The sequence below is a fragment of the Calothrix sp. CBUCES-K 9914 genome, from assembly GCF_059640475.1.
The window spans coordinates 1-25,622 of record NZ_JBXXZH010000083.1; the positions used below are offsets into that span (position 1 = coordinate 1).

Consider the following 25,622-nt stretch of genomic DNA (forward strand, 5'->3'; position numbering starts at 1 on the left):
GTTGTAGTCTTAGTAAACATAACTCTACTACAGAAGGCCCTCTTTATTTTGGCGAAGGTATTGATAAATGAGGAAAGCTTGTTTGCTTCAATTCGCAATGGCTTGATGGTAGTTTTATTTACTCTTCCTAGCTTTTCTTCTAAACGTGATGTAATGACCAGCGCATTAACTGGAAAGTCTGGAGAGTCTGGTTGTAAAGCTTCGCGAGTAGTTGTATTTAACTCAGATAAACGGTCTACTATTACTAATATACGTTGTTTACGTAACAGCTTAACTAGTAATTCCTCGCATATTGGTTCTGGTTCATCTATTAATGCTTGTAACTGTCCGCGAACAGATTCTTTCAATGATGACTTTCCATCTACCGCGCGAAAGTCTTCTTCTAACAGCACAGGTAACATTAAATGTTGACACAAGCGTTTATCAACAATATCACTCATTCCCCAGTTAGCAACTTGACAAGCCAAACTGGTTTTACCAATTCCACCTTCACCTGATATTATCAAGCAACTACGCTGTTTGGAGAAAGTTGCGCGCAAATTATCCGGCGCCAGTTGTGCTATTGTATTACCATCCAAAACAACGGGAATCGGAATATAAGTATTGCGATTACTAACAGTATCTTTTTTAGGAAACTGTTCGCGCGCTGATTCAATATATTTACTTACCCATGCATCGAGTACTTTGGGATGATAATGAAACCACCCAACGAACAACACATACCTTAAAGGGACATTAATACTAATAAACGGTAATGAAAAATCAGTGTAAGGCTTAAGAGCGTTGTTAATCTTTAATAGCCATATGGGTTTGACTTGCAGCAATATAAGCCACAAGGTAGGCAACAAAGTTATATAAACTGCAATACCCAAAAGTAACTTATGTTTGAGAAGCCATTCTATAATCCTATCAAATAACCGTGTTTCTTTCTCAGACTTCAAAGCTTCCAATGGGCGCCGGATTCGAGCGGTATCAATTTCGGTAAAATTCTCTTTATGTTCTTCTAAGATTTTAGTAACTTGCTCAAAATCATTAATTACTTTTGTCAACTTGGCGCTTGGTAATTTATCAGCAACATCCTGATAGGCGCCAATAATACCACCTAACCCTTTTGCCGTCCCATACCTGACATAATATTCGCTATCATTCAACAGAGGAATCATATCTTTCACAGCAGAATTTGCCTCAGTTCCCATTGCACCCAAAGCCAAAGCGGCATTTTTACGAACGCGCGGGTTATTATCTTTAAGTGCATTTATCAAAGATGGAACAGCTACTTTTGCCTCTGTACCTATACGTCTCAACGCTGAAGCTGCATAAATCCGAACATAAAGTTCTTTATCTTGTAACGCTGCCATTAAAGCGGGAACTGCTGGTTTTGCTTGTGTACCAATGGCGCCTAATGCCAATACAGCATACATACGTACTTGAGCATCTACATCTTGTAAACTGAGCGTTAGTGCTGGAACTCCAGATGCAGCTTCAGCTCCCATATCTCCTAATACCCAAGCCGCACGCCAACGTATATTACAATCTGGATTATTTAGAGTTTCTACAACCGTGGGAACGGCGCCTAAACCAATACTTACTAGTGCATCGTGCGCTTCCAGACGAACACGCGCGTTGTTATCGATTAATTTTTCAACCAGAGGAGCAATTTTTTCATCTACAGTAACTTGTGCCCAACTATTACTTGTCCACAGCAGGAACACCATCAGGCACAAAATAGCCAGTTTCAGCATTTTGGTTATTGAAGCGGTGATGTTCACTGCTATTGCTCCGTTGCTTTACTGTATCTATTTTACTCTAAGCGCTGGGTGGGTAACTTGCAACAGATATAACGGATGTAACGGATAGTTTTGTTTTCTTGGAGGCGCCTTAAACTAGTTGCTACATTTATTCATTATCTTCAATCTTTGCAGCAACCGTGTCTAACTCAGCTTCTAACTGTTCAATAGTTGGTAAACTTCCTTCTAATGTTTTTGGTAAAGCATCCCTTAATTGATAAGTTGAAACACCAATTGGCATATTCGTACTACGCAATGAATACTCGACTATTGTTTTATCCTTTGACTTACATAAGATAATGCCAATACTTGGTTGGTCATCAGGGTGGCGTAATAAATCATCTACAGCCGAAATATAAAAACTTATTTTTCCAGAAAATTCTGGTTTAAATTCCGTCATTTTCAGGTCAATAACTATATAACAGCGTAATTTAACATGGTAAAAAAGTAAGTCAAGATAAAAATCGTCATTACCCACTTTCAAATGGTATTGGCTGCCGATAAAAGCAAAACCGACTCCTAATTCCAAGAGGAACTCTCGTATATGGTCTAGTAAACCTTTTTCTAAATCTTTCTCTTGAGCATCTTTTGCTAAAGTTAAAAAATCAAAGTTATAAGGGTCTTTTAAAACTTCTTTCGCTAAATCAGATTGAGGAGAAGGTAAAGTTAAATTAAAATTTGTAGTCTTCTCGGCTTCAATTTGTCTTTCATAAAGTTTTGTATCTATATGATGCCATAAGACCGAACGGCTCCAACCATACTCAAGAGTTTTATTAATGTACCAAAGCCTTGCTTTCAAGTCTTTGACTTTTTCTAGTAACAGTAGATTATGACCCCAAGGAATTTCTGCCACAAGCTGTGGCAGAATTTGAGCATCTACACCTGTGGCAATATCTAAAGTGTCTTGAATATCCTGAGTGTAAGCCAAGTAAAAGGCTCGTATGCGCCAAATATTTCGTGCAGAAAAGCCTTTAACTCCTGGAAAAGATTTTTGCAAATCATCTGCTAATCGTTCAATTACGGCAGTTCCCCACCCTTCGGACTCTTGACGTGAGATAATCTCATGTCCAATATCCCAGTAAAGCGATATTAATTCTCTGTTGACTGCTATGGCCGCTTGAATTTGGGCAGACTGGATACGCATTTTAATGGATTTGAGTACATCGCCGTAATTGGCTGGTAATTGCAGATTACTTTTCTTTCTAGGAGACATATTCCAAACTCTACAATTATACTATAATTTTTCCTTAGTTGTAGTTTCTCTGTCTTCAGTAATTCCTCAATAAATTAAGTCAATTTTCTAACTGTTCATTAATACTTAGGTACTGAAATACCTTTGCCTTGCTTAATTTAAGTTAATGTAGCTTTCCTCAAATCCAGGTTTGTCGCCTAGTGGTCTGTGTCAATAGTTTTGGGTTGTTTATAAAAAAAACCACAAAGGCACAAAGGACACAAAGGAAGAGATAACACACCAGATTTAATGACACAGACCAGTAGGTAACAGTGTTAAAAAATGTTTGTTCAAAGTCTCGTAGAGATTCGACAAAATCTAAAACTTCATCCTGTTTTTCTTTAGAAAGAGTACGCCATTTAAGTCATTTAACGCTACTAAAGCTTGAATTTAGATAGCAAGCAAGCAAATTCTGCCACAGCTTGTGGCAGAATTTGAGTCTAGAGGCATTAATAGGCAGTATGTAAAATTCCTGTTACAAACTCTTATTGATGGCGCTAACCCGTCGAATTTTTCATTCATAACTACCAGGTTACACGAATAAGCACCGCGTTACAGAATCCAATAAATGCTCATGGGGAGGTAGGTTGGGTTACGCAAAGCCTTCACCCAACCTACAATTTATTGTTTTACTGGCGCCCGTACACCATTAAATTGTCATATAATTCGATTGATTGCATGAGTCATGCGTATTCAGAAATAAAAACAGTAAGAAGATTTGACAAATAGCTTTACCTATTAAAACGCATTGGAGGTTTAAAATGACACTAAGACAGAGACATGGCTGTTTGACAGCTTGGTTGATTTTTATAATTATCGCTAGTTCCATAGGAGCTTTAGCTAATTTATATTTTGGGCTGAATCCCAAATTATTGAGTAACCTGACTCCACAACAAGGTCTCTCCAATATTTCTGGTGCAACGTTGATTGCACTTGCAGTTATAAGTATCTTTAACGTTATTTGTGCTATCGCTTTACTTAGGTGGAAGAAATGGGGATTTTATGGAATTTTGGGAATTAGTGTTGTGACTTTTATCATTAATTTGTCTCTTGGTATCAATATAGTGTCAGCACTTATGGGGTTTGTTGGAGTTGCTATATTGTATGGGGTTTTGAATATGGGTGGGGAAAATAAAGCATGGGGGAGATTAGAGTAAATTTTTTTTACTAAGTGCGATTAGGCTAGATTTGTCGATAGATACTTAAAGCAACTACGCCTTGAATTTAGTTAGAAAGCACAATGCGACTCATGACAGAAGTTTATATTTTGCCGGTTTGCAATATACTATCCGTTACATCCGTTTGTATCCGTTGCCAATCTACCCGCGCAACTTATTAGATTTTTTTATCACGAATAAATATGTCATGGGCACTACTCACGAATTTGCTGCGTCAGAAATAGTAGTTAGCCCTGGTGTGCATCAAGTAAATTGATACAGCACTTAGGCGCGCGGCATGGCATAAAGAGAAGCATTGCCAATTGCTCGTGGGAGTAAACATACATTAAATGTAAACTATATGGCGAGTAAATTCCATCACAAAAACATGCGATGGCGTGCGTGGGTAACTAACGTGTCAAGAGAGCTGATGTTTAATTCGATTTTTCGATGGCGGTCGAAGCTTAAGTCAGTTGTACCAATTTTGTTCCTGCTGACCTTTGTTGGAGTAATAGTGTTGGATACCTTTGCTCCTGTATTGGCGCAACAATTTCCGGCGCCGCAGCCAACTCCACCAATACCACAGTTTCCTGGGGAGCAGCCTGTTCCACCACAACCGCAAATTCCCCAACCCGTTCCATTACCTCCAGACCCTCAACAGTTTCCACCTGCTGAAACTGGGGGTTTTCCGCAACCGACACCTGTACCCCAACCCATACCACAGCCGCAACCAGTTCCACAACCTGTACCAGTACCACAACCCATACCGCAACCGGTTCAACGAGTACAACGACCACGGCAGGAAATTCGTGGTGTGTGGATGACTAATAATGACCTTGATGTTTTAAGGGACAGGACTAAAGTTGGCGAAGCGATGGATAAGCTACGCAAATTAAACTTTAACACCGTTTACCCTGTTGTTTGGAATTCGGGATATGTAATGTACAAGAGTGAGGTTGCACGACGCGCGGAAATTCAGCCGTTTGTATATAAGGGTACAGATGGGCATGATATTATTGCGGATGTTATTAATCAAACACATCGTCGCGGATTACTGGCAATTCCTTGGTTTGAATTTGGTTTTATGGCGCCTGAAACTTCAGAGTTAGCTTTAAACCATCCAGCATGGCTAACACGTAAGCGCGATGGAAGCCAAACTTCAATTAGTGCAGCAGGTGAGGTAGCATGGCTTAACCCCTTTCACCCAGAAGTACAAAAGTTTATTAGTGACCTCGTGTTAGAAATCGTAACTAAATACGACGCTGATGGTATTCAGTTCGATGACCATATGAGTTTACCCCAGGAATTCGGTTATGATAAATACACGGTCTCTTTGTATACTCAAGAAACTGGCAACCCTCCTCCACCTAACCATCAAGACCAAGCTTGGATGCGTTGGCGCGCCGATAAAATTACAGCTTTTATGCTGCAATTAAATCAAGCAGTCAAGGCACGCAAACCAAACGCTATTTTCTCAGTTTCGCCTAATTATTACAACTTCGCTTACAAGTTCCAACTTCAAGACTGGTTGAACTGGGTAAGATTAAATATTGTTGACGAGTTGGTAATGCAAGTGTACCGTGACGATTTAAGTTCGTTCACTTCTAAGATTACCCGTCCAGAAATTTTGGAAACACAACAGCTAAATATACCAACAGGTATCGGTATTATGGCTGGTCTACGAACGCGCCGCATACCAATACAGCAAATTAAATTACAAGTACAAGCTGCTCAACAACGCGGTTTGGGTGTTGCCTTTTTCTACTATGAAAGTTTATGGGATACTGGCCCCGAAGACCCTGGTCAGCGACAGCAAGGTTTTCAAGCAATTTTCCCATCTCCAGCACTACGCGCGAGGGCTGATTAATAAAGCTGCTAACGCCCTTTGGAATAATAATACGAAATTACGATAAAGACGTAGAATCACTACGTCTTTACTTATACATATGCTTAACAAAAAAAATATCAAAAATATACACTAAATTTAAAAATATAACTTACGACAAGAGGGTAATTACTGAATTGTCTAGTATATTTATATATATGTCAGGGTAGTGTGATTAAAAGTCACAGTCTTTTTACGTACTTGCGAGAAAACACAAGAAAAATTTAAAATTATAAAGATGATTTAAATGCAATCTTTATAAATTCTTGAGCGAACCCATGTAAGAATTTTACCTAACAAGATTTTGGGCTGTAATTTCGATAGTTTCAAAGTGAAACTATGGGAAAAATCGTAAATGCGTCTTGAAAATTTCGGCGGGACGTTGGTTCGATACCGCAAATTTTTAGCACGATCTAAAATCTATTGACAACAAACAGTACAACTATATCTTATTAATAATAGTTAGTTAAAAACTAAATTAACTTGGTTTTTACTTATCACGGTTGTATTTGTTGAGACTTTGTAAACAATATTCTAATTATTTATTTTGAATGGAAACCATTTATGCAGCTCTATAAATCTAACGAAATTCAAAGGTTTCAGAATGATTTGCCTTATTTGATTCAAACGTCTGAGTGGATAAGAAATTTTTTAGCAAAGCCACATCATGATTTAGGTAGGAGCGGTAAAGTTTGCCCTTATATACCTCATTCATTAAAAACTGACAGTATTCAGTTAGCAGTTATTCGTCTTCAAGCTCCTTTAAAACAAAATATAGAAGAGATTGTTAAGAGTTATAGAGACATTTTTTTAGAAGCTGAACCAACAGCAGGAGAAGCTTCAATATATAAAGTAATCTTGTTACTTTTTCCTGATGTGAATGTTGATGATACTCCAACTTTGATTGACGACGTACAAAAAAAATTAAAGCCTTTTTTTGTGCAAGCTGGTCTGATGCTTGGGGAATTTCATATGCGGAATCAAAGTCCTGGTTTACATAATCCGAACTTTCGTCCTCTCCGTAGTCCGATTCCAATGCTTGCTATTCGCTTTATGGTAGAACCTGATTTACCTTTTCTCAAACTTTCAAATGATGAACCGCATATACGCATTAAGTATTTAGAGACATATTTAAAACGTTTCTCTAACAATTTTAAAGACGAAAAAAATTATAACCAAGCTATAGAAGCACTAACTATCGCACAGCAAGAATTAGAAGCATCTGTTTCTAATTCAATAAGTATTTGAGTTAATACTGCCAATTGTAGTAAATATAATACCGTAACTATTGCAATAAATTCCAACTAACTATGCAGCTATTGAGTGATGATTTATACAGTAAACCTGATATTCAGAAACAATCTCTGACTGAAACAGAAGATTGGAATGAGCAGTACTGTGTTCATCAGATGTTTGAAATGCAAGCTCTTAAAACTCCAAACGCAGTAGCAGTAGAATTTGAAGATGAATTTCTTACTTACTGCGAACTGAACGAACGAGCAAATCAACTGGCACATTACCTGCGTTCTCTAGGCGTTAAGTCAGAAATGCTTGTTGGAATATGTGTAGAGCGTTCTTTAGAAATGATTGTGGCAATCTTGGGAGTTTTAAAAGCGAACGGCGCCTATGTGCCAATAGACTCAAATTATCCACCTGAGCGACTAGCTTTTATATTAGAGGACACTCAAACACAGTTCTTGTTGACTCAAGAACATTTATTACAGAAACTACCAGATTCGAGCGCGCAGGTGATTTGTGTGGATTCTCATTGGAACAAAATATCTCAACACAATCGCGAAAATCCTGCTTGCTACACTAACATAGATGACTTAATGTATGTTATTTACACCTCTGGCTCGACTGGAAAACCCAAAGGTGTAATGGTTCCCAACCGTGGAATTATAAATCAACTTCACTGGCGCCAGAAAACCTTTGGTTTAAGCGCAACAGACAAAGTTTTACAAAACATTTCTTTTAGTTTTGACCCTTCAGTCTGGCAGATATTTTGGACACTGTGCTTTGGAGGACAATTAATTCTACCTCGTCTTGGAGGTCATCAAGATGCTGCTTACTTAGTCAAACTCATTGCACAAGCGCAAATAACTGTTACAGCTTTCGTTCCTTCAATGCTGCGGGTCATTCTAGAACAAGAAGATATCGAAGCTTGCAAATGTTTACGTCACATTTCCTGTGGTGGTGAAGCTTTACCAGTGGAGTTGGTAGAACTATTCTTCGCGCGCTTGGGTCTAGATGGAGTGCTGCATAATGTCTACGGACCAACAGAAACTTCCATCGATGCGACATTTTGGAAATGTCATCGCAACAGCGGTATGAGTGTGGCGCCTATTGGTAAACCGATAAACAACGCGCGTATCTATATATTAGGTGAAAATTTACAGCCGACAAAACCAGGAGAAGCAGGTGAACTTCATATCGGTGGTGCTGGTTTAGCCAAAGGTTATCTCAACCAACTCGAACTAAGTAATGAAAAGTTTATTCTCAACCCCTTTATTAACAACTCAAAAGAGCGACTTTACAAAACAGGAGACTTAGCACGCTTTTTACCCGATGGTAATATTGAGTTTCTTGGACGTATCGACCACCAAGTAAAAGTTCGCGGTTTCCGTATTGAACTGGGAGAAATTGAAGCAAACTTACTACAACTACCAAGTATACGAGAAGCTGTAGTTGTGGCTCGACGAGATAACAAGCGTGAGAATGAATTGGTTGCTTATATCGTTCCCGAACGAGGAGAAACACCCAAAATAAGCGGAATTCGCAGCTATCTCAAGCAAAAGTTAGCCGAATACATGCTTCCAGCAGCATTTGTAACCTTAGAAACTTTACCACTCAACGCTAACGGAAAAGTAGACCGCAATGCTTTACCAGTTCTTGATAAAACTCGTAACGAACTAGAAGAATTTGTTGCTCCCAGTTCAAAAGTTGAAATTCAGCTAGCATCCATTTGGCAAGAACTTTTGGGAATTAAATCTATAGGAGTCTTTGACAACTTCTTTGAGTTAGGAGGTACTTCTATACTGGCAATACAGATGCTAGCAGAGATTGAAAATCAACTTGGAAAAAAACTACCTTTAGCTACATTCTTACAAGCTGCAACTATAGAAGAACTTGCAAGTCTTATTCAAAAAGAAGATAACCCAGAACTCTGGTCAACTTTAGTACCCATTCAACCCAATGGACAAAAACCACCTCTATTTTGTATTCATGGCGCCGACGCTAATGTCTTGGTGTTTCAGAATTTTGTAGAATATCTAGGTATCGAACAACCAGTCTACGCATTACAACCCCAAAGACCAGATGGAAAAAAAGATTTGCTGACTCGAATCGAAGATATAGCAACTGAATACATTCAGCACATCTGTACAGTTCAACCAACTGGACCTTATTACTTAGCTGGTTATTCAAGTGGTGGAGTAGTTATATTTGAAATGGCACAACAGCTAGTAGCTCAAGGACAAGAAGTAGCACTACTAGCATTATTTGATACACCTATGCCAACTTACTCTCCATATCAAAAATCAATTAGTAAACTACTTCCTCATCATTGGCGTATACTTAAAAGTCTAAAACCGAAAGACAAATTTGTATATTTACTTAGTGGATTACAAGAAGGTTGGAGTAAGATTATTAAATTATTTCGACCAAAAGTAGCTCCAGAACATTCAGCACAAGAATATTTGGAACTATATTATACTATTGTGAAGTCCTATCATAACTACACGCCTAAAGTATATCCAGGTAAGATAACTTTGTTTCGCTGTGTAGAACAAAAATGGTGGATAAAACACGACCTTACATTAGGTTGGGGAAAGTTTACAGAAAAATCAATAGAAATTGTTGATGTTCCTGGTAGCCACAATTATTTTTTCAGGAACAACGCTAAATATGTGTCACAAAAATTACGTTGTTATTTGACTTAATAGTTAAATCCCCCCTAACCCCCCTTAATAAGGGGGGAAAGAACTGTCTTTAGCCCCCCTTATTAAGGGGGGGTTGGGGGGATTTTTAAACTAAATATTAACCATTTGCATTAATGCTGCTGGATACCGCTCACCTGAGAAAGCTCCTCTAGGTACAATACTATCAATCCGCACTAAATCTTCATGACTTAGCTGAACATCCAAGGCACCCAAATTTTCCAGTAGATAAGAAATGCGTTTAGTTCCTGGGATAGGAACAATACTTTCATCTTGCGCTAACAACCAAGCCAATGCTAGCTGTGCAGGAGTACAGTTTTTTTCAACTGCGATTTTTTGCACTTCAGTAACCAAGTTTAAATTATGTTGAAAATTGTCACCTTGGAACCTAGGAGAATTACGGCGCCAGTCATCAGGTGCTAAATCTTCAAATTTGTGAATTTGTCCAGTGAGAAAACCTCTTCCCAAAGGACTCCAAGGAACAAAACCAATTCCTAATTCTTTGCAAGTAGGTAAAATGTCAGTTTCTACATCCCGACTCCATAACGAGTATTCGCTTTGTAGTGCAGTAATAGGATGTACTTTACTCGCGCGATATAGAGTTTTCGCTGATGCTTCAGACAAACCTATATATTTAACTTTGCCTTCTTTTACTAATTCTGCCATTGCTCCTACAGTATCTTCAATTGGTACATTCGGGTCAACGCGGTGCTGGTAATACAAGTCAATAGTATCAATTTTCAAACGACGTAAACTAGCTTCACAAGCTTGTCGAACATATTCGGGTTTACCATTAACAGGCATTGCTTTACCATCTTTACTAGTACTAGCAAGCCCGAATTTTGTAGCAATTACTACTTGTGTACGTTTACCTTTAATTGCTTTACCTAATAATTCTTCATTATGCCCAACACCGTATGCATCCGCAGTATCAAGGAAAGTGGCGCCTCCCTGCGTTAATTCGATGGCTTTATGAATAGTTGCGATAGCTTCTTGTTCGTCTGCACTTCCATACATTCCCGACATGCCCATGCAGCCCAAACCAATGCTAGAAACAGTTAAATTACCTAGTTTTCTAGTTTTCATATTTACTTCCCTCAAAACTTAATAACGACTTTTCCAAAATGTTTACCATTCTCTAAATGCTCAAATGCAGCTTGGGTTTGTTCTAAAGTAAAAACTTTATCTATCACAGGATGAATATTATAAGCTTCAATTGCACGATTCATCGCTGCAAAATCATCAGTAGAACCTACTTCCATTCCTTTAATCGTAGCTTGCTGATGTAATAATACTAAAGTATTAATGCTAGTCTCAAAGCCATTCAGTAAACCCACTACTGAAATATGTCCACCCATTCGCAGTACGTTAAGTGATTTTTGCAGGTTGCTACCACCAACTGTTTCAACAACTATATCTACATCTTTTCCATCTGTATATTTATGAATGATATCTTCCCAGTCAGGTGTAGTTTTATAGTTTATCGTCAGGTGGGCGCCTAACTTTTGTGCCCTTTCAAGCTTTTCATCGCTGCTCGATGTAATAATTGCTTTGGCGCCATTTGCTTTTACAAATTGTAGTGCAAAAATCGATACTCCTCCCGTACCATGCAGCAAAACTGTATCACCTGCTTGAAGGTTGCCGTATTTGAGTGCATTCCACGCTGTTAAACCAGCAATAGGTAATGTAGATGCTTCTACAAATGAGAGATTAGCTGGTATTTTGATTAACTGGTTAACTTGAAATATTTTATACTCGCTTAATTGCCCTAGAACATTACCTAATCCTTGACGAGTGAAGTAATCAGTAGTTTGGCTATTAGGTCTACCACTTATCCAATTTGGTATAAAAGTTGTTGCTACTCTATCACCTGGTTGAAACGCTGTGACATTGGCGCCAACGCTTTCAACAATTCCGGCGCCATCGCATACAGGTATGTAAGGTAACTCCAGATTTGGATTGAGTAAACCTTTGACTACAAGTAAATCAACATAGTTAAGCGATACTGCTTCAATTTTAACTAATACCTCTCCAAGTTTCGCAACAGGAACAGGTTGTTCGTTAACTTTCAGGTTATTGATACCGAAACCATGTAGTTCTATTGTCTTCATATAACTACCACTATCCTATAACCCTGATTATGCAAGCGTTAAATGAATATGTCCAAGACCTTTTTTGCGTTAAACTGATACCTAAAAAGTATCACCCGTTCAATATATGGAACTACGTCAACTCAAATATTTTGTTACGGTCGCTGAAGAACTGAACTTTCGACGTGCGGCAGAACGTTTGTATATGGAGCAACCACCGCTAAGTCGGCAAATTCGTCAGCTTGAGGATGAGTTGGGAGTTGAATTATTTGAACGCAGTAAACGTGGTGTATTGCTAACGGATGCAGGAACAGCGTTTTTAGATGAAGCGCGTTTAACACTAGCGCAAGCTGAACGCGCGTTCTCATCCGCACGCAAAGCTATGGAAATGCGGCGCCAAAATATTACAATTGGATTTTCTATTTGTGCGTTTAATCGGGTGTTGCCTGAAATCATTCAAGAATTCCGTAATAATTACCCAGATGCAAAGGTAACGCTAACAGAAATGTCTTCGCAAGAGCAAGTACGCGCGTTAAAAGATGAAAAAATTGATATTGGTTTTATTCATCCACCTGTTGAACTTCAGGAAGTTGAGATATTAACGCTATTATGCGAACCTATAGTAGTTGCGCTTCCATGTCATCATCCATTAGTAAAAGAAGAAATAATATCTTTTGTAGCGTTAGCAAACGAACCATTTATAATTTGTCCTCAACACGTCAAACCAGATTTATATGCACAAATCATAAATGCATGTCAAAAAGCAGGGTTTACACCAAATATAGTTCAAGAAGCTAGTCCACCAGAAGTAATGCTAAGTTTTGTTGAGTCTGGGATGGGAATTTCTCTTGTTGCCGCAGGCGCCGAGACACGGCATAAAGTTAATGTAGTTTATCGTCCGCTTGATTTAGCGCCGATGCTTGAAATTGCTGCAGTTTGGCGTCAAGGAGAAAATTCATCAAAAATTTTGCAAGACTTTTTGAGTGTGGTGAAAAGATTGGCAACGGATTAAAACGGATGTAACGGATAGGTATTTTTAAGATTTACCTAACTCTAGTGCCCAAATTTGTATCCCAACGAAGCGGTTTGTCTAGTTTAGGTAGAGGTGATTCTGGTATTTTACCTATTGATACACCGTATTTCCAATTTGGTTGGCAAATAGCAATATAGCGGGCGTAACCACCTAAACCACCTTTGAACTTAGCATAACCTATAGATACCAATGCTCCTGTTTCGGGTACTTTATCTAAATTTGTTACAGCTTCTGCTTGGGTGTATCCATTGTTTAACAGCCAATCTTCTCCTTCTAATGTCGGAGTACTATCTGTATCAAGCGTTTCGTGTCCGTGAAATAAAATTTTACGCTCTAAATGCAGAAATTTGAGAGCTTCCAATGACACCCCCGGAAATTTCTTTCTTTTAGCTAATTCAGGATTAGGCCATTCTTTTGACCAGTCGCTACGTACAAAAACTACTGAGCCTTCAGGAATTTTACCATGTCGCTTTTCCCAATCTTGGATATCCTTGAGGGTAAGATGATAGTTAGGATTTGAGGCAACTTTGTCCTGAATTGGAATAACTACCAAGGGACGAACAGCGAAGGTTGCAGGTAACTCATCAATGGCTGGGTAATTGGGGTTCCAATGCGCTGGTGGGTCTAATTGGGTTCCTAGTTGGTCAGTGGAAAGTTCGTACTGAGTCGCTTCAAATTTATCTTTTTTATAAGTATATGGTTGACCCGTTTCTGGATTAATTGTTGGTGCAAACTTCGATGGCGCAAATCCTGACCATACAGGAATTGAAGGAGTAATCGCGTGGGTCAGGTCTACGTATTTGGCGCCTTGAAGTGACTGCTGGTAAACTTGCCATAGAGGAGGTTGTGAATAGGGATGTGCAGGGTTAATGGAGAGGCAAATAAAAATAGTTAAAAAAATTGTTGAAAGCAAAAGTGTAATTTTTTTCATAAAACATAACTTAGTATAAAGATGTTTTTGTTTGTTGTTTCTGATTTTACAACAGAACGGAAACAAAGCCTCCTTTAGTCTAATTCTGGAGCAGGCGGGCAAGGATGCCCGCTCCACAAGAGTGGTTAATTTAATTTTTGGAATATTCTATATATAATCTATCTGTCTCACATTAGGATTAGTACTTAAATAATCGTGCGTCCAGTCACGACCACATGCTACTAGTTCATCTAGTTCTAAAGATTTTGGTTTTGGAGGTTTTGCACTCCAAATTCTGGCGGTGCGGTCAGCGCTTGCTGAGATAATAAGGTTACGGTCGAAGTTAAAACAAACTCCGTTGACTTCGCCGTTATGACCTTGAAAGGATTTGAGTAATTGACCGTTTTTGCTCCATAGTTTAACAGTATAGTCTGAGCTACCTGAAACAATTCTACCATCTGGGCTAACACTAACACTATTGACGCTTGCTGTATGTCCGTGAAGAGTTTTGAGCAAGTTACCTGATTTGCTCCATAATCTAATTGTATGGTCGGCGCCTGCTGATATAATTGTTTTACGGTCAGGACTAAAGACCACGCTGTTAACACTACAAGTATGTCCTGTAAGAGTTTTAAGTAATTTTGTATTTATATCATCTGTACTCCAAAGTCTAATTGTTTTATCGGCGCCAGCAGAAGCTACCATTGACGAATCGGGACTAAAGCAAACACTCAAAATTTGGTCTGTGTGTCCATGAAGAGTTCGTAGTAAAGTTCCTTTTATACTCCAAAATTTGATAGTTTTATCTGCGCTAGCAGAGACAATAACGTTACCACTGGGACTAAAACAAACACTAAAAACTTGCTCAGTGTGTCCTTTTAGGGTATGGAGTAAAGTACCATCTACACTCCAAATTTTGATGGTGTGGTCGCCACTCGCTGAGGCTATTTTACTCCCATTCGGATTAAAGCAAACGCTCCAAACTATGTCTCCATGTCCCTGTAGGATATTAAGCAAAGTACCATCTAAATTCCAAACCATGATACTACGGTTAGCACTTGCTGTTACAATTGTTCTACCGTTGGGGCTAAAATTTACGTTTGTTACCCAGTTACTATGACCTTCTAAACGGTTTCGTTCTTGAACTTCGGTGACAACTTGACGAATTCTATCGACAGTGCGCTTTTTGGTAGATGATGGTACATCAATTTGTTGTAACTGTGTACCTGCTTTGAGACTGGCAACTAAGGCGCCTAACTGGTCATGAGTTACAAATAAAGCTTGCGATAACGATACAAGTGCTTCTATTTCGGCAATTTCTGCACGTTTTCGTTCTTGTTGCTCTTTATATAATGCTTTTTCTTTTTCTTGTAGCGCTTTGATAAGTTGCTCTTCGGTGAGTTTTTGCTTTTCTCTTGCTGCTGCCAGTGCTGCTAAAAGCTCAGGCGCCTGCTGTTGACGAATAAAACGTACAAGATAATCATGTACTAATTGGTAGCGGTTAGCAGGAACTTCGCGTACTTCCACAGCTAACCCAGAACCAACCAAAACTTCTAAAACTAAATCTATCTCAATATCTGAGATTAAATCAAAAGTCTTTAAATCGGTTTCTAGTTCGCTACGTGTTTTTAAAGGACGGCTACCGTTTTCGTTAGTCAGCATGTATAGTATTAATTGCGCGCAGCGTTCATTGTCTGCACCACAATCTTTAATAACTTGTTCTAGAAAGCGTTCAACAAGTTTCTTCTTAGTGCCAAGCTGACGATATTGTTCTAAAGTTGTAATTTTTTCTGCTTGAAGTTGGGCACCAACTATTTGTAACTCAATTGGACTTACTTCATCATAATCACATGCTAAGTCTTTGACTAATTCATCGATTAATTGCGGTTCCAAGTATAATTTAGCTTGTTCTGTCAGACTTTCAACAACTGCCTTAGCTTCTGCTTGTGAAAATAATCCTAAATGGTAACGAATATTTTTATCAAGAATATTATTATTGATGGCATCAAGGTTTATAGAACGATTCATATCTAACAAGTAATGTAAAGAATCTTCACGTAGTGAGAAGATAATTTTAGTAAAATTTATATTTAAACAGGCGCCGATAAACTCATAAAAGCATTGTCGCTGCATTTTATTAGCATAAGCAAAGAAAAATTCTTCAAACTGGTCAAAAATTAAAACTGTCAGTAGATTATTATCTGCGTTTTGGTGTAATTGTTGAGTAATCGCTTCTATGTTATTATCTATATCATCTGAAAAATGGTTAGATAAATTTCCTACCCAGTCGGTATAAACTCTAACCACAATTGGTAAAACATCTCGTTCTCCAATTGACTGCTGCTTCAGTGCTGGTATTAATCCTGCTTTGATTATAGAACTTTTACCTACACCAGACTGACCATGAATAATAGTTAATTTATGGTCATTACGACTAATTCGTTCTATTAAGTTATCAACATCTTTTTGCCGACCAGCAGCAGAAATTTCTTGTGCTATTATCGCTTGCTGTTTTTTTATAGGAATTGAATTTGTACAATAACGTTTAGGGTGTAAATAAGTGGCGCCGATAAATGCTCGTAGGCTATACTGATGTTCTAGGGCAATTTGGTCTTGTTTAATGCGAAAAGCTTCTAAATAATTACCTTCTTCAAAATAAAGTGTGCGTAATGTCTCTAAAATAGAAATATATAGTCGAGGATTATCTTCAGGATTACTAGCAGTGCGAATTTTTTCTAAAATTTTAATAGCTTCGATTATTTTTCCTAAAGCTTGATGAGCGCGCGCAATAATAAATTTATATAAACTTCGGTAATGTAAATTGTCTTTTGAGTTAGGCAATGCTTTTAAAGCTTGTCCACCTAATGAAAGTGCATCATACCATTGTGAATTTTCAAGCGCGACCTCAGCTAAAAAACCGTAGCTGCGAGCAAGTTGTAGCGCAGTTCCATAATTTTGATTTTTATTTAACTCTAAAGCATTTTGAGCAAGACACTGTAAATTATTCCATGCTTGTAAGCTTCGTAAAACATCACCTAATTTGATAATATATTTAGCAATTAAATCGAAACGTTGTGCTTGTTCAAAACAATCAAGAGCTTTTTGAATATAATCTTTACTTTCTTCAATATATTTAGTATAATCTACTTGAGTTTTTTCGGCTTTAAGTTCATAAACTAAAGCAATACTTACCAGTAAAATTCCTTGTCGTTCTAATTGATGGTCTTGCCAATAATCTAAACTTTTATTATAAAACTCTAGAGCAGTGTCTAGTTGTTCATGTAAATACGCGCGATAACCTAAAATAAATTGTAAACTAGCTTTATCACCTGGCGCCATTTCGGAGTGGCGCCGCTGTAAATCTTGTTGTACTGACTCTATTTCACAACAAGTTTGTACATTTGGGGTAAAATTACCAGTAAAGATATCATCTGTAGTATCGCGTATTAAACTAACTAGCTCATCGTTAGTACTATTAAACTGAATTACTGTTGCCCAATTTTCTAAATCAGTCGCTAGTTTAATAAACTTTTGTAGAACTTGGTCATTAACCCACACAAGTAAAGGAAATGCAAAGTTCTTTCTAAACTCTTCTCGAACTTGGTTAGCTGAAGTCAAAAGATTATCGAGGTCTTCGACTGTATCTAAACCAGATACCATTAACGAAGAAGGCGCCTCGTCTCCAATATCTTCTAAAATAGTGGTGTAAAGAGTTTTTACAGATGATTGAAGAAACAATTCGCTAACTTTAATCGGTGAGAGTTGATGTAAGCGCGCGGTTATACGTTGCTGTAACTCACTATAATTACAGCGTAGTAGAACTAAAGAAAACTGACCTTGGGAGAGTTTTATAGTTCTCACTAGAGTCTTTAATGACCGTTCGTTTTCGGCGTTGATATCTTCAGGTTGATATATATTATTCATAAATACAGGACTGTAAAGAAAATAACCACAAAGACACAAAGGTCACAAAGAAAAGAATGGAGTTTTCTTCCTTTGTGTTCTTTGTGTCCTTTGTGGTTCATCATCCAAAAACTAATTCTTTTGCTTCCGCTAAAATCGGATTAACATCAAACCAAGAACCATCATAATCACGGTACTCAAACACAAACATATTACGTATCAAAACTTGATATCCATCTTGACCACGCAAGTCTTTGTGTTTAGCAACATCACGTAACCAATCCCATTCTTGCGAACTAATAGCCAAACTTAACTCATTACGACGCTGACGAATTACACTATCCAAACATTCACTTGATATAGGTGGGTCTTCACGCTGTAAACAACGATAAAGTAGCATTAATAAATTTCTAACATGACCACCGCTTGCTAAACACAGTTGCTTTAAGGTGTCAGGACTATCAAAAACTTCATTAATCAAACTTTGACTTATTCCCCAATCTACACCAGGAAAAGCGCGCGCCATTACTAACTGTTGTAATTTTAAAATTCCTTCATAACATTCAGAACTATCACGCTGTTGTACAGGAACCATTGGTAATACTTTAGGGTCTACACCGAAACGGTTGGTTAGTCTTCCTAGTGCATTAGAAAAAATTAATACTAAAGGTATTGTGTAAACTACATGGCAATTTAACTGGTTCAATTGTTCGCCACGTTCCACGAACAAATATTCAGGTTGGTAGTAACCTGATGGTTTAATCGAGTTATCAACACGGTCAAGGTTGTCAACTATTACTACCAATCCCTTCTTACCATGCTTTTTGAGTAAATCTTGTGCGGGTTTGAGTAGTTCGTTATTTATAGATTCGATAATACCGTTAGTGCGAGGTTCTAAATATTGCCGCAGTTGGTTTCTAAGTTTAGGACTATCTTTAGTACGAGTAGTAATGTTCGCAATACCAGTAGAAAACTGAATCTCAGAAACTTCTATCGGTGTTAGTAAAAAATTACTTATATCTGTGAATAAAGTTTTAAAGTATCCTGGTTTCAAGTTGATTTTGATAGCTTCCAAACTTTGACTAACTTCACGGGCAATAGCGAGTAATATATCAGTGACATCAACGTCAGCCATGTCAAGACTTTGACTAGATTCAAAATAGACAACATGAAAAGCTTGTTGCTCTAACTCAGCTTTCAGGCGTAGTAATTCCGTAGATTTACCACACCCTATGTGCCCAGTAAACAATTGACAAGTAGGTTGGTCAGGTGAAAGACGGGTGATAGTTCGTCCCAGCTCTTCGATAATTCTGGCGCCTCGAACTTTAGAAAAATCAATATAATACTTTCTATCCTCTGCATCTCCCACGACTAGCGTCTTACTGGGGTTACAAGCCTGAAAAAATCTTGTAAAATCCAAATTCATCGCAGTTTATCCCGAAATATAGCAACATATTTATTTTTCATCTCTGTTATTCTACAGAGGAATATCTTAAAGTTACGCAAAAATGTAGAGGCGCGATGTTCCTCGCGTCTCTACACACCGCGTAAAAAAAGAACATGATCATAACTACCCTTGATGATCTAGTTAATCTATCAATGATCACGTTTTTTCCCAAATCGCATCTCGACCGGACTTAATGCATCGAAGAGTAATTGGTTGACGCTCAATAAAGCCTGGTTCAAATGACTGCATGGGCAGTTCCTATAACTTACTCTGCTTAACTTGGCATTAGAAAGCTATCTGGAGCCAAGTTAAACCTACAATAACTCAGAAACATGATCATAAACCCCCTTGATGATCTAGTTAATCTATCATGATTCATGTTTTTGCTAAACGGCGCCTTTGTCCAGATGCAGCAAATTTACATAAATTACACAATTTGTTTAATTAAGATAAAATCTACCTTCTTGCTTTTCCCACAAGTCTTTTAAATATTCTAGGGTAATATTAAGCAGGCGCCCGTTTACTTTTACTCTTGTTTTCGCTAATCTTAAATGCCGAAGATAAGGTGAAAATTCATCTCTACGTGTACGTACACATGTATTTATAGTATTCTTTCCTAATGCATGAGCAGTATTATTACCAATAATTTTGTATTGATAAACATCATGACAAAAATTTATTAAATCTTCCTCTGTAAAAATATTTTTGGCAAAGTTCGCAATTACAGCAACAAACTGCACATTATCCCGCGTGTAACCAATACTAGAATCAATTCTGTCAACACTTGCTCGATAAATCGTTATAGGTGTACTTTCACACTTAGTAGTTGAAGCTAAATTTACTAAATTCCAACCTGTGTAGGGACAAATACCGTTTTGTTTTTCCCACAAAGCTTTTAAATCTGCCAGTGTTACCAAACATTCGTGATTTCTTCGCTTTGCAGATTTTTTCATGATTTTGAGATGATATCGAAACGGTGAGAAATCATCGACTCGAATAATTTCTTTCAAGTGCGAAGTCTGACGAATTACTGGAACTTGAGAAGTTCCTAACCCTCTATACTTTGCATGGCAACTTAAACAACAAAATTGAGGTCTTCCTAATTTTTCGCTGCGTTTAACTTCCGCTAGTTTCTTGCCAAATTCCTTACCACAATTTGAATTTTGACAAATTACAATAACTGTTGACTCACCCATAAAACTAAAGTCCACTGTATATCTAAAATTATACAGTGGACTCATTAGTTTTACTTATGGATCTGGGCAGAATCGAACTGCCGTCCGAAATAGGTATTAACTTCCGCATCATTCACAGGTTTAGCCTATCTTACCCTCAAGGCGGGAATCGTCTATTATCCCAGACGGTAGGATGCTCTAGTGAAGTCTTTGCTAACTAGTCTACCAGAGGAAACTTGTTAGCGCATCCGTTGAGGGTTGTCCCTAGCTCTTAACGGAGTCAAACTAGGAACGCTCGGACCTAAATGAGGCTATTAGGCTGCAACAAGGGCATCCTTACGAGCAAATTTTACGATGTTGTTTGCATCTATTGTTTTGAGCCTTTATTTACGAGAGACACTCCCTCTCGACCTGCATCAACGAACAGCTTTCGCTACCCCGTCGAAACCAGTACAGACCCGTGTTGTTTTGATATTCTTATTGTAGTACAGGATTTCAAAAATTGCCAACAATAATTTTAATTTAAACATCTGGCGCCACCAACAGTAAGTAGGGCATAGCCCCACCTACAAAGGCTGTGATTAATTCAAAGCTTCGGCGCCACCAACAACCTCAAGAATTTCTTGGGTAATAGCAGCTTGACGAGCTTTGTTGTATCCCAATGTCAAAGAACCAATAAGTTGAGCAGCATTATCACTCGCATTACTCATAGCAGTCATCCGTGCGGCAAGTTCACTTGCAGCAGATTCCTGGAGCGCGCGTAATAACTGGTTACTCAAGTACAAAGGTAATAAAGAATCCAAAATTTGTACTGGGTCTTGCTCGAACAACATGTCACGAGGGAAAGCACGCACTTCAGTTGTTACTTTTTCGCGCGTAACTTCAAACTGACCACCACGAGTTGTTAAGCGGAAAATTTCATCATCTGCTGCTTCTAAACCTTGAGCGTCTAAAGGTAACAATGTTTGTACAACTGGACGTGAGCTTACCAATGAAACAAACTTTGTGTAAACTAACTCAATTCTGTCTACGCTTTGAGACAAGAATAAAGAAAGTAGTTCGTCAGCAATATTAGTAGCTTCACTAGCAGTAGGAATTTGCTCTAAACCCATGAAGGTCTTACTAATTGGATATTCGCGACGTTGGAAGTATTGTGATGCTTTACGTCCAACGATGACAAATTTATAATTTAATCCTTCTGCTTTAAGTTCTTTTGCACGAGTTTCCGCGCGCTTGATAACGCTGGAGTTATAACCACCGCACAAACCCCGGTCTCCAGAAATTACTAATACACCAACGGTTTTAACTTGGCGTTTTTTCAACAGTGGTAAATCTGCATCTTCAAACCGCAAGCGAGTTTGTAAACCGTAAAGTACTTGTGCTAACCTATCGGCAAAAGGACGTGTCGAAAGAACTTGCTCTTGTGCGCGTCGTACCCGTGCAGCAGCTACAAGTCGCATCGCTTCGGTAATTTTCTTGGTATTTTTAACCGATTGAATTCGGTCGCGTATCGCTTTTAAATTTGCCATAATCTTAAACTCCTAAGTGTTGTAGAGTGCTGAGTTAAAAGTGCTGAGTGCTGAGTAGTTAGTAATGAGTGCTGAGTGCTGAGTGCTGAGTAATTAGCAATTAGTTAAGCTCTAAGTAAAGTACTTAGCATTTGGCACTTTCTAATCAGCACTTTACTCAGCACTCAGCACTTTCTACTCAGCACTTTACTCAGCACTCAGCACTCAGCACTCAGCACTCATCACTATTTTTATGCTGCGAAGGTCTTCTTGTATTCAGTAATACCTTCTTTGAGTGCTGCTTCTTCAGCATCACCCATTACTTTAGAAGTTTGTACTGCTTGAGCGTATGCGGGTTTGCTGTTCTTTAAGTATTCACGCAAACCTTTTGTGAAGGCGCCTACTTTGTCAACTGGGATATCATCTAAGTAACCGTTGATACCAGCGTAAAGAATCGCTACTTGCTCAGATACAGATAAAGGAGAGTTTTGTGGCTGTTTGAGAAGTTCGCGTAAGCGTACACCGCGCGCTAATTGGTCTTGGGTAGCTTTATCTAAGTCAGATGCAAATTGTGCAAATGCTTGTAAGTCGTCGAACTGTGCTAGTTCAAGCTTAATTTTACCTGCGACTTTCTTCATCGCTTTGGTTTGCGCTGCTGAACCCACCCGTGATACTGAAATACCTGGGTTTACAGCAGGACGAACACCAGCGTTAAATAAGTCAGATGATAAGAATATTTGACCGTCGGTAATCGAAATTACGTTGGTAGGAATGTATGCGGATACGTCACCTGCTTGAGTTTCGATGATAGGTAGCGCTGTCATGCTACCTTTACCTAACTCGTCGCTCAGTTTTGCCGCGCGCTCTAACAAACGGGAGTGAATGTAAAAAACGTCACCAGGATATGCTTCACGACCGGGTGGACGACGGAGTAACAAGGACATTTGACGATATGCAGCAGCTTGCTTGGACAAATCATCATAGATAATTAGAGTCGCTTTGCCTTTGTACATAAAGTACTCAGCAATTGCAGCTCCTGTGTATGGCGCCAAAAATTGTAGTGGTGCTGCCTCAGATGCGCTAGCAGCAACGATGACGGTATACTCAAGGGCGCCTTTTTCTTGTAATGTTTGGACAACGTTAGCTACGGTCGAAGCTTTTTGACCGACGGCAACGTATACACAAATTACATCTTCGCCTTTTTGGTTAATAATAGTGTCAATAGCAACCGCTGTTTTACCAGTTTGACGGTCACCAATAATCAACTCGCGCTGTCCACGACCAATGGGAATCATTGAGTCAATAGCGGTAATACCTGTTTGCATTGGTTCGTGTACCGAACGACGTGCAATAATACCAGGTGCCATCGATTCAATCAAGCGAGTTTCAGTTGAATTTATTTCACCTTTACCGTCGATAGGCTTACCCAAAGCGTCAACTACACGTCCAACAATTGCATCACCTACAGGTACTTGAGCGATACGACCTGTAGCGGTAACGGTACTACCTTCTTGGATGTTGCGACCTTCACCCATTAATACCGCACCAACGTTATCTTCTTCTAAGTTGAGCGCAAGACCGATTGTACCGTCTTCAAACTCAAGCAACTCACCCGCCATTGCTTTTTCCAAACCGTAGACGCGCGCAACACCGTCACCGATTTGTAGTACTGTTCCAACGTTAGCAACTTTGACTTGTTGGTCGTATTGCTCGATTTGCTGCTGAATAATGCTGCTAATTTCGTCAGGCTTAATTGAAATACTCATGTTTCTATATCAAAAGAGACGTTTAACTACCTAAACTTAAAGAAAGGCGCCGTAATTGACCGCGTAAAGAAGCATCAATTACCTGCGAACCAACTTTGATGATGACACCACCAATCAAATCGCTGTTTACCTTCTTCTCCAGTTCCACTTCACGCGCACTTGTCATAGCAATAACTTTTTCTCTCACTGCTTGCTCTTGTGCTTCACTTAAAGGAACCGCAGAAATTACTTCAGCTAAAACCGTCTGATTTAATTCCCGTAGTAGCGATAAATACTGTCTAAGAATTGGTTCGAGGAAAGAAATTCGCTTTCTATCGATCAATAACAACAGAAAATTCCGAAAGGAAGCGTTTGTATCGTCACTCAGTATGCGACCAATAACAGACTTCTTACTATCGGTTTGAACGAAAGGATTGTCAAAAAAGTTACGTAGTTGTTCGCTTTCTGAAAGCAAACTAACTATTGCACGCGCGTCATTACCAAACGCTTCGGTAAGATTGTTTGATTGCGCTACAGACATTAAAGCCTGTGCATAGGGAGCTGCGATTTCTTGTGTAGCAACTGTGCTTTTCATCTATCTTCCTCCCAATAGCGCAATGCTACGGTCGATTAATGCGTGCTGTGCATCGTCGGCAATTCCCGATTTTAGCTCTGACTCAGCTTTTTCAAGTGCTAACGCCACAACCCGGGAACGCAGTTGTGCTATCGCTTTCGCTTGTTCGCTAGATAAATCAGCAGCAGCAGCATCTTTGAGGCGTTGCACATCGACTTTGGCACGCTCTAAAATGTTTTCCTTTGCTTTTTGAGCATTTTCAGTAGCAGATTTGCGGATGCGTTCTGCTTCCTGTTGCGCTTGAGTTAAGTTTTTCTGCGCTTCCGCTAGAGCAGCAGCACCTTCTTTGGCACGTTGTTCAGCTTCTTTTATTTCAATTTCAATACCAGAGCGTCGCGCGCTGAGAGTATCAGTTAGAAACTTACGTCCAAATACAACCAGTACTCCAACTAGAATCGCCAGGTTAATTATATTGGTTTCTAGAATGTCGAAATTCAGACCGAAACCACCTTCAGAGGCGTGACCGGCAACCGCCTCTGTCGCCAATAATATCAAGGTGCCCATTATACCCATCTACAACTGCGTAGTTTATTGCTAATACGTTGATTTCTCCAACGAGAAGGAGGAGAAAAAGTCCTATTCACACCTTACATTTCTACATATATATAAGGAGGGGCTAGATTACGCCCTTGTTCGCTTGGGCTTTTTGGGACTGATGCGGCGATGAAAAAATATATCGCTTTATCTAAACTGGTGTTGGTCCCAATAATTTATCTAGAATTTGCCGACTCAACGAGTCTACTTGTTGCTCTAAAGAACGCATTGCTTCAGCTTTTTGATTCTCGATTTCACGAGATGCTTCTTCACGCTGCTTTTGAACTTCCTGTTGAGCTGCGGCGATATTCTGGGAATAGATGGACTGAGCATCTGTTTCAGCACTCGCAATTGCTGTCTGCGCTTGCTTGCGCGCTTCTGCTAGTTGCTGCTCGTAATCTTTTGCTAATCGCTCGGCTTTATCTAAACGCTCGCGCGCATCAACCTTGTTGGTTCTGATGTAGTTATCGCGGTCATCTAATACCTTAGTCAAAGGTTTGTAGAAAATCGCGTTTAGTAAAGCCGCTAAAAGCAGGAACTGTAATGCCATCAAAGGCAGGGTCGCATCAAAATCAAACATTTCTTGCCTCTTTGGCACTCTACGGCAATTTTTATTGATAAAAACCAAAATTTGAGGGCGTATTG

General features: G+C 38.9%; 18 protein-coding genes and 1 other RNA gene. 5 read left to right on the plus strand and 14 right to left on the minus strand.

What is annotated here, in order from left to right:
• Both AC2JBO_RS19450 and AC2JBO_RS19455 read right to left on the minus strand, forming a co-directional pair.
• Positions 1-1,769 (minus strand): HEAT repeat domain-containing protein (locus AC2JBO_RS19450; protein WP_496955301.1); only part of this gene is annotated, 1,769 nt, incomplete at its 3' end.
• Between the two features lie 127 nt (positions 1,770-1,896).
• On the minus strand, positions 1,897-3,000 hold the full coding sequence (locus AC2JBO_RS19455; RefSeq protein WP_496955302.1) for a PDDEXK nuclease domain-containing protein: 1,104 nt from the start codon (positions 2,998-3,000) through the stop codon (positions 1,897-1,899).
• A gap of 779 nt (positions 3,001-3,779) precedes the next feature.
• On the opposite strand from AC2JBO_RS19455, the gene AC2JBO_RS19460 reads away from it, so the two are divergent.
• The 4 genes from AC2JBO_RS19460 to AC2JBO_RS19475 all read left to right on the plus strand — a co-directional run bounded on the left by AC2JBO_RS19460 (position 3,780) and on the right by AC2JBO_RS19475 (position 10,001).
• Positions 3,780-4,175 carry a hypothetical protein gene (locus AC2JBO_RS19460; protein ID WP_496955303.1) on the plus strand — a complete coding sequence of 132 codons (396 nt, stop codon included), beginning with the start codon at positions 3,780-3,782 and terminating at the stop codon, positions 4,173-4,175.
• 430 nt (positions 4,176-4,605) lie between these two features.
• Entirely contained in the window at positions 4,606-6,042 is a 1,437-nt protein-coding gene (locus tag AC2JBO_RS19465) for a glycoside hydrolase family 10-like protein (protein WP_496955304.1), read from the plus strand.
• Positions 6,043-6,624: 582 nt separating this feature from the next.
• Positions 6,625-7,308, plus strand: coding sequence for a DUF6875 domain-containing protein (locus tag AC2JBO_RS19470; protein ID WP_496955305.1), 684 nt, complete (start codon positions 6,625-6,627; stop codon positions 7,306-7,308).
• A gap of 62 nt (positions 7,309-7,370) precedes the next feature.
• Positions 7,371-10,001 (plus strand): non-ribosomal peptide synthetase, encoded by a 2,631-nt coding sequence (locus AC2JBO_RS19475; protein WP_496955306.1) that lies wholly within the window; start codon positions 7,371-7,373, stop codon positions 9,999-10,001.
• A 90-nt stretch (positions 10,002-10,091) separates the two neighbouring features.
• Here the strand turns inward: AC2JBO_RS19475 and AC2JBO_RS19480 are convergent, their stop codons facing one another.
• Both AC2JBO_RS19480 and AC2JBO_RS19485 read right to left on the minus strand, forming a co-directional pair.
• On the minus strand, positions 10,092-11,084 hold the full coding sequence (locus AC2JBO_RS19480; RefSeq protein ID WP_496955307.1) for an aldo/keto reductase: 993 nt from the start codon (positions 11,082-11,084) through the stop codon (positions 10,092-10,094).
• An 11-nt stretch (positions 11,085-11,095) separates the two neighbouring features.
• The gene (locus tag AC2JBO_RS19485; RefSeq protein WP_496955308.1) at positions 11,096-12,109 is read right to left on the minus strand and encodes a zinc-dependent alcohol dehydrogenase family protein; all 1,014 of its coding nucleotides are present in this window, start codon (positions 12,107-12,109) and stop codon (positions 11,096-11,098) included.
• 106 nt (positions 12,110-12,215) lie between these two features.
• Between AC2JBO_RS19485 and AC2JBO_RS19490 the strand changes: the two genes are divergently transcribed.
• Positions 12,216-13,100, plus strand: a complete 885-nt coding sequence (locus tag AC2JBO_RS19490) for a LysR substrate-binding domain-containing protein (protein ID WP_496955309.1) — start codon at positions 12,216-12,218, stop codon at positions 13,098-13,100.
• A 31-nt stretch (positions 13,101-13,131) separates the two neighbouring features.
• Here AC2JBO_RS19490 and AC2JBO_RS19495 read toward each other — a convergent pair whose 3' ends face one another.
• The 10 genes from AC2JBO_RS19495 to AC2JBO_RS19540 all read right to left on the minus strand — a co-directional run bounded on the left by AC2JBO_RS19495 (position 13,132) and on the right by AC2JBO_RS19540 (position 25,557).
• Entirely contained in the window at positions 13,132-14,052 is a 921-nt protein-coding gene (locus AC2JBO_RS19495; protein WP_496955310.1) for a cyclase family protein, read from the minus strand.
• 147 nt (positions 14,053-14,199) lie between these two features.
• On the minus strand, positions 14,200-17,955 hold the full coding sequence (locus AC2JBO_RS19500; protein ID WP_496955311.1) for an nSTAND1 domain-containing NTPase: 3,756 nt from the start codon (positions 17,953-17,955) through the stop codon (positions 14,200-14,202).
• A gap of 100 nt (positions 17,956-18,055) precedes the next feature.
• On the minus strand, positions 18,056-19,360 hold the full coding sequence (locus AC2JBO_RS19505; RefSeq protein WP_496955312.1) for a P-loop NTPase fold protein: 1,305 nt from the start codon (positions 19,358-19,360) through the stop codon (positions 18,056-18,058).
• Between the two features lie 461 nt (positions 19,361-19,821).
• Positions 19,822-20,577, minus strand: coding sequence for a hypothetical protein (locus AC2JBO_RS19510; protein ID WP_496955313.1), 756 nt, complete (start codon positions 20,575-20,577; stop codon positions 19,822-19,824).
• Positions 20,578-20,631: 54 nt separating this feature from the next.
• Positions 20,632-21,016, minus strand: a transfer-messenger RNA (tmRNA) gene (gene ssrA / locus AC2JBO_RS19515).
• A 121-nt stretch (positions 21,017-21,137) separates the two neighbouring features.
• Positions 21,138-22,085 carry a F0F1 ATP synthase subunit gamma gene (locus AC2JBO_RS19520; RefSeq protein WP_496955314.1) on the minus strand — a complete coding sequence of 316 codons (948 nt, stop codon included), beginning with the start codon at positions 22,083-22,085 and terminating at the stop codon, positions 21,138-21,140.
• Between the two features lie 230 nt (positions 22,086-22,315).
• Positions 22,316-23,830 carry a F0F1 ATP synthase subunit alpha gene (atpA, locus tag AC2JBO_RS19525; RefSeq protein WP_496955315.1) on the minus strand — a complete coding sequence of 505 codons (1,515 nt, stop codon included), beginning with the start codon at positions 23,828-23,830 and terminating at the stop codon, positions 22,316-22,318.
• Positions 23,831-23,852: 22 nt separating this feature from the next.
• Positions 23,853-24,404 (minus strand): ATP synthase F1 subunit delta, encoded by a 552-nt coding sequence (gene atpH, locus AC2JBO_RS19530; RefSeq protein ID WP_496955316.1) that lies wholly within the window; start codon positions 24,402-24,404, stop codon positions 23,853-23,855.
• Positions 24,405-24,956 (minus strand): F0F1 ATP synthase subunit B, encoded by a 552-nt coding sequence (locus tag AC2JBO_RS19535; protein WP_496955317.1) that lies wholly within the window; start codon positions 24,954-24,956, stop codon positions 24,405-24,407.
• Between the two features lie 172 nt (positions 24,957-25,128).
• A complete protein-coding gene (locus AC2JBO_RS19540; protein ID WP_496955318.1) occupies positions 25,129-25,557 on the minus strand; it encodes a F0F1 ATP synthase subunit B' in 429 nt (142 codons plus the stop codon).
• Positions 25,558-25,622 lie beyond the last annotated feature (65 nt).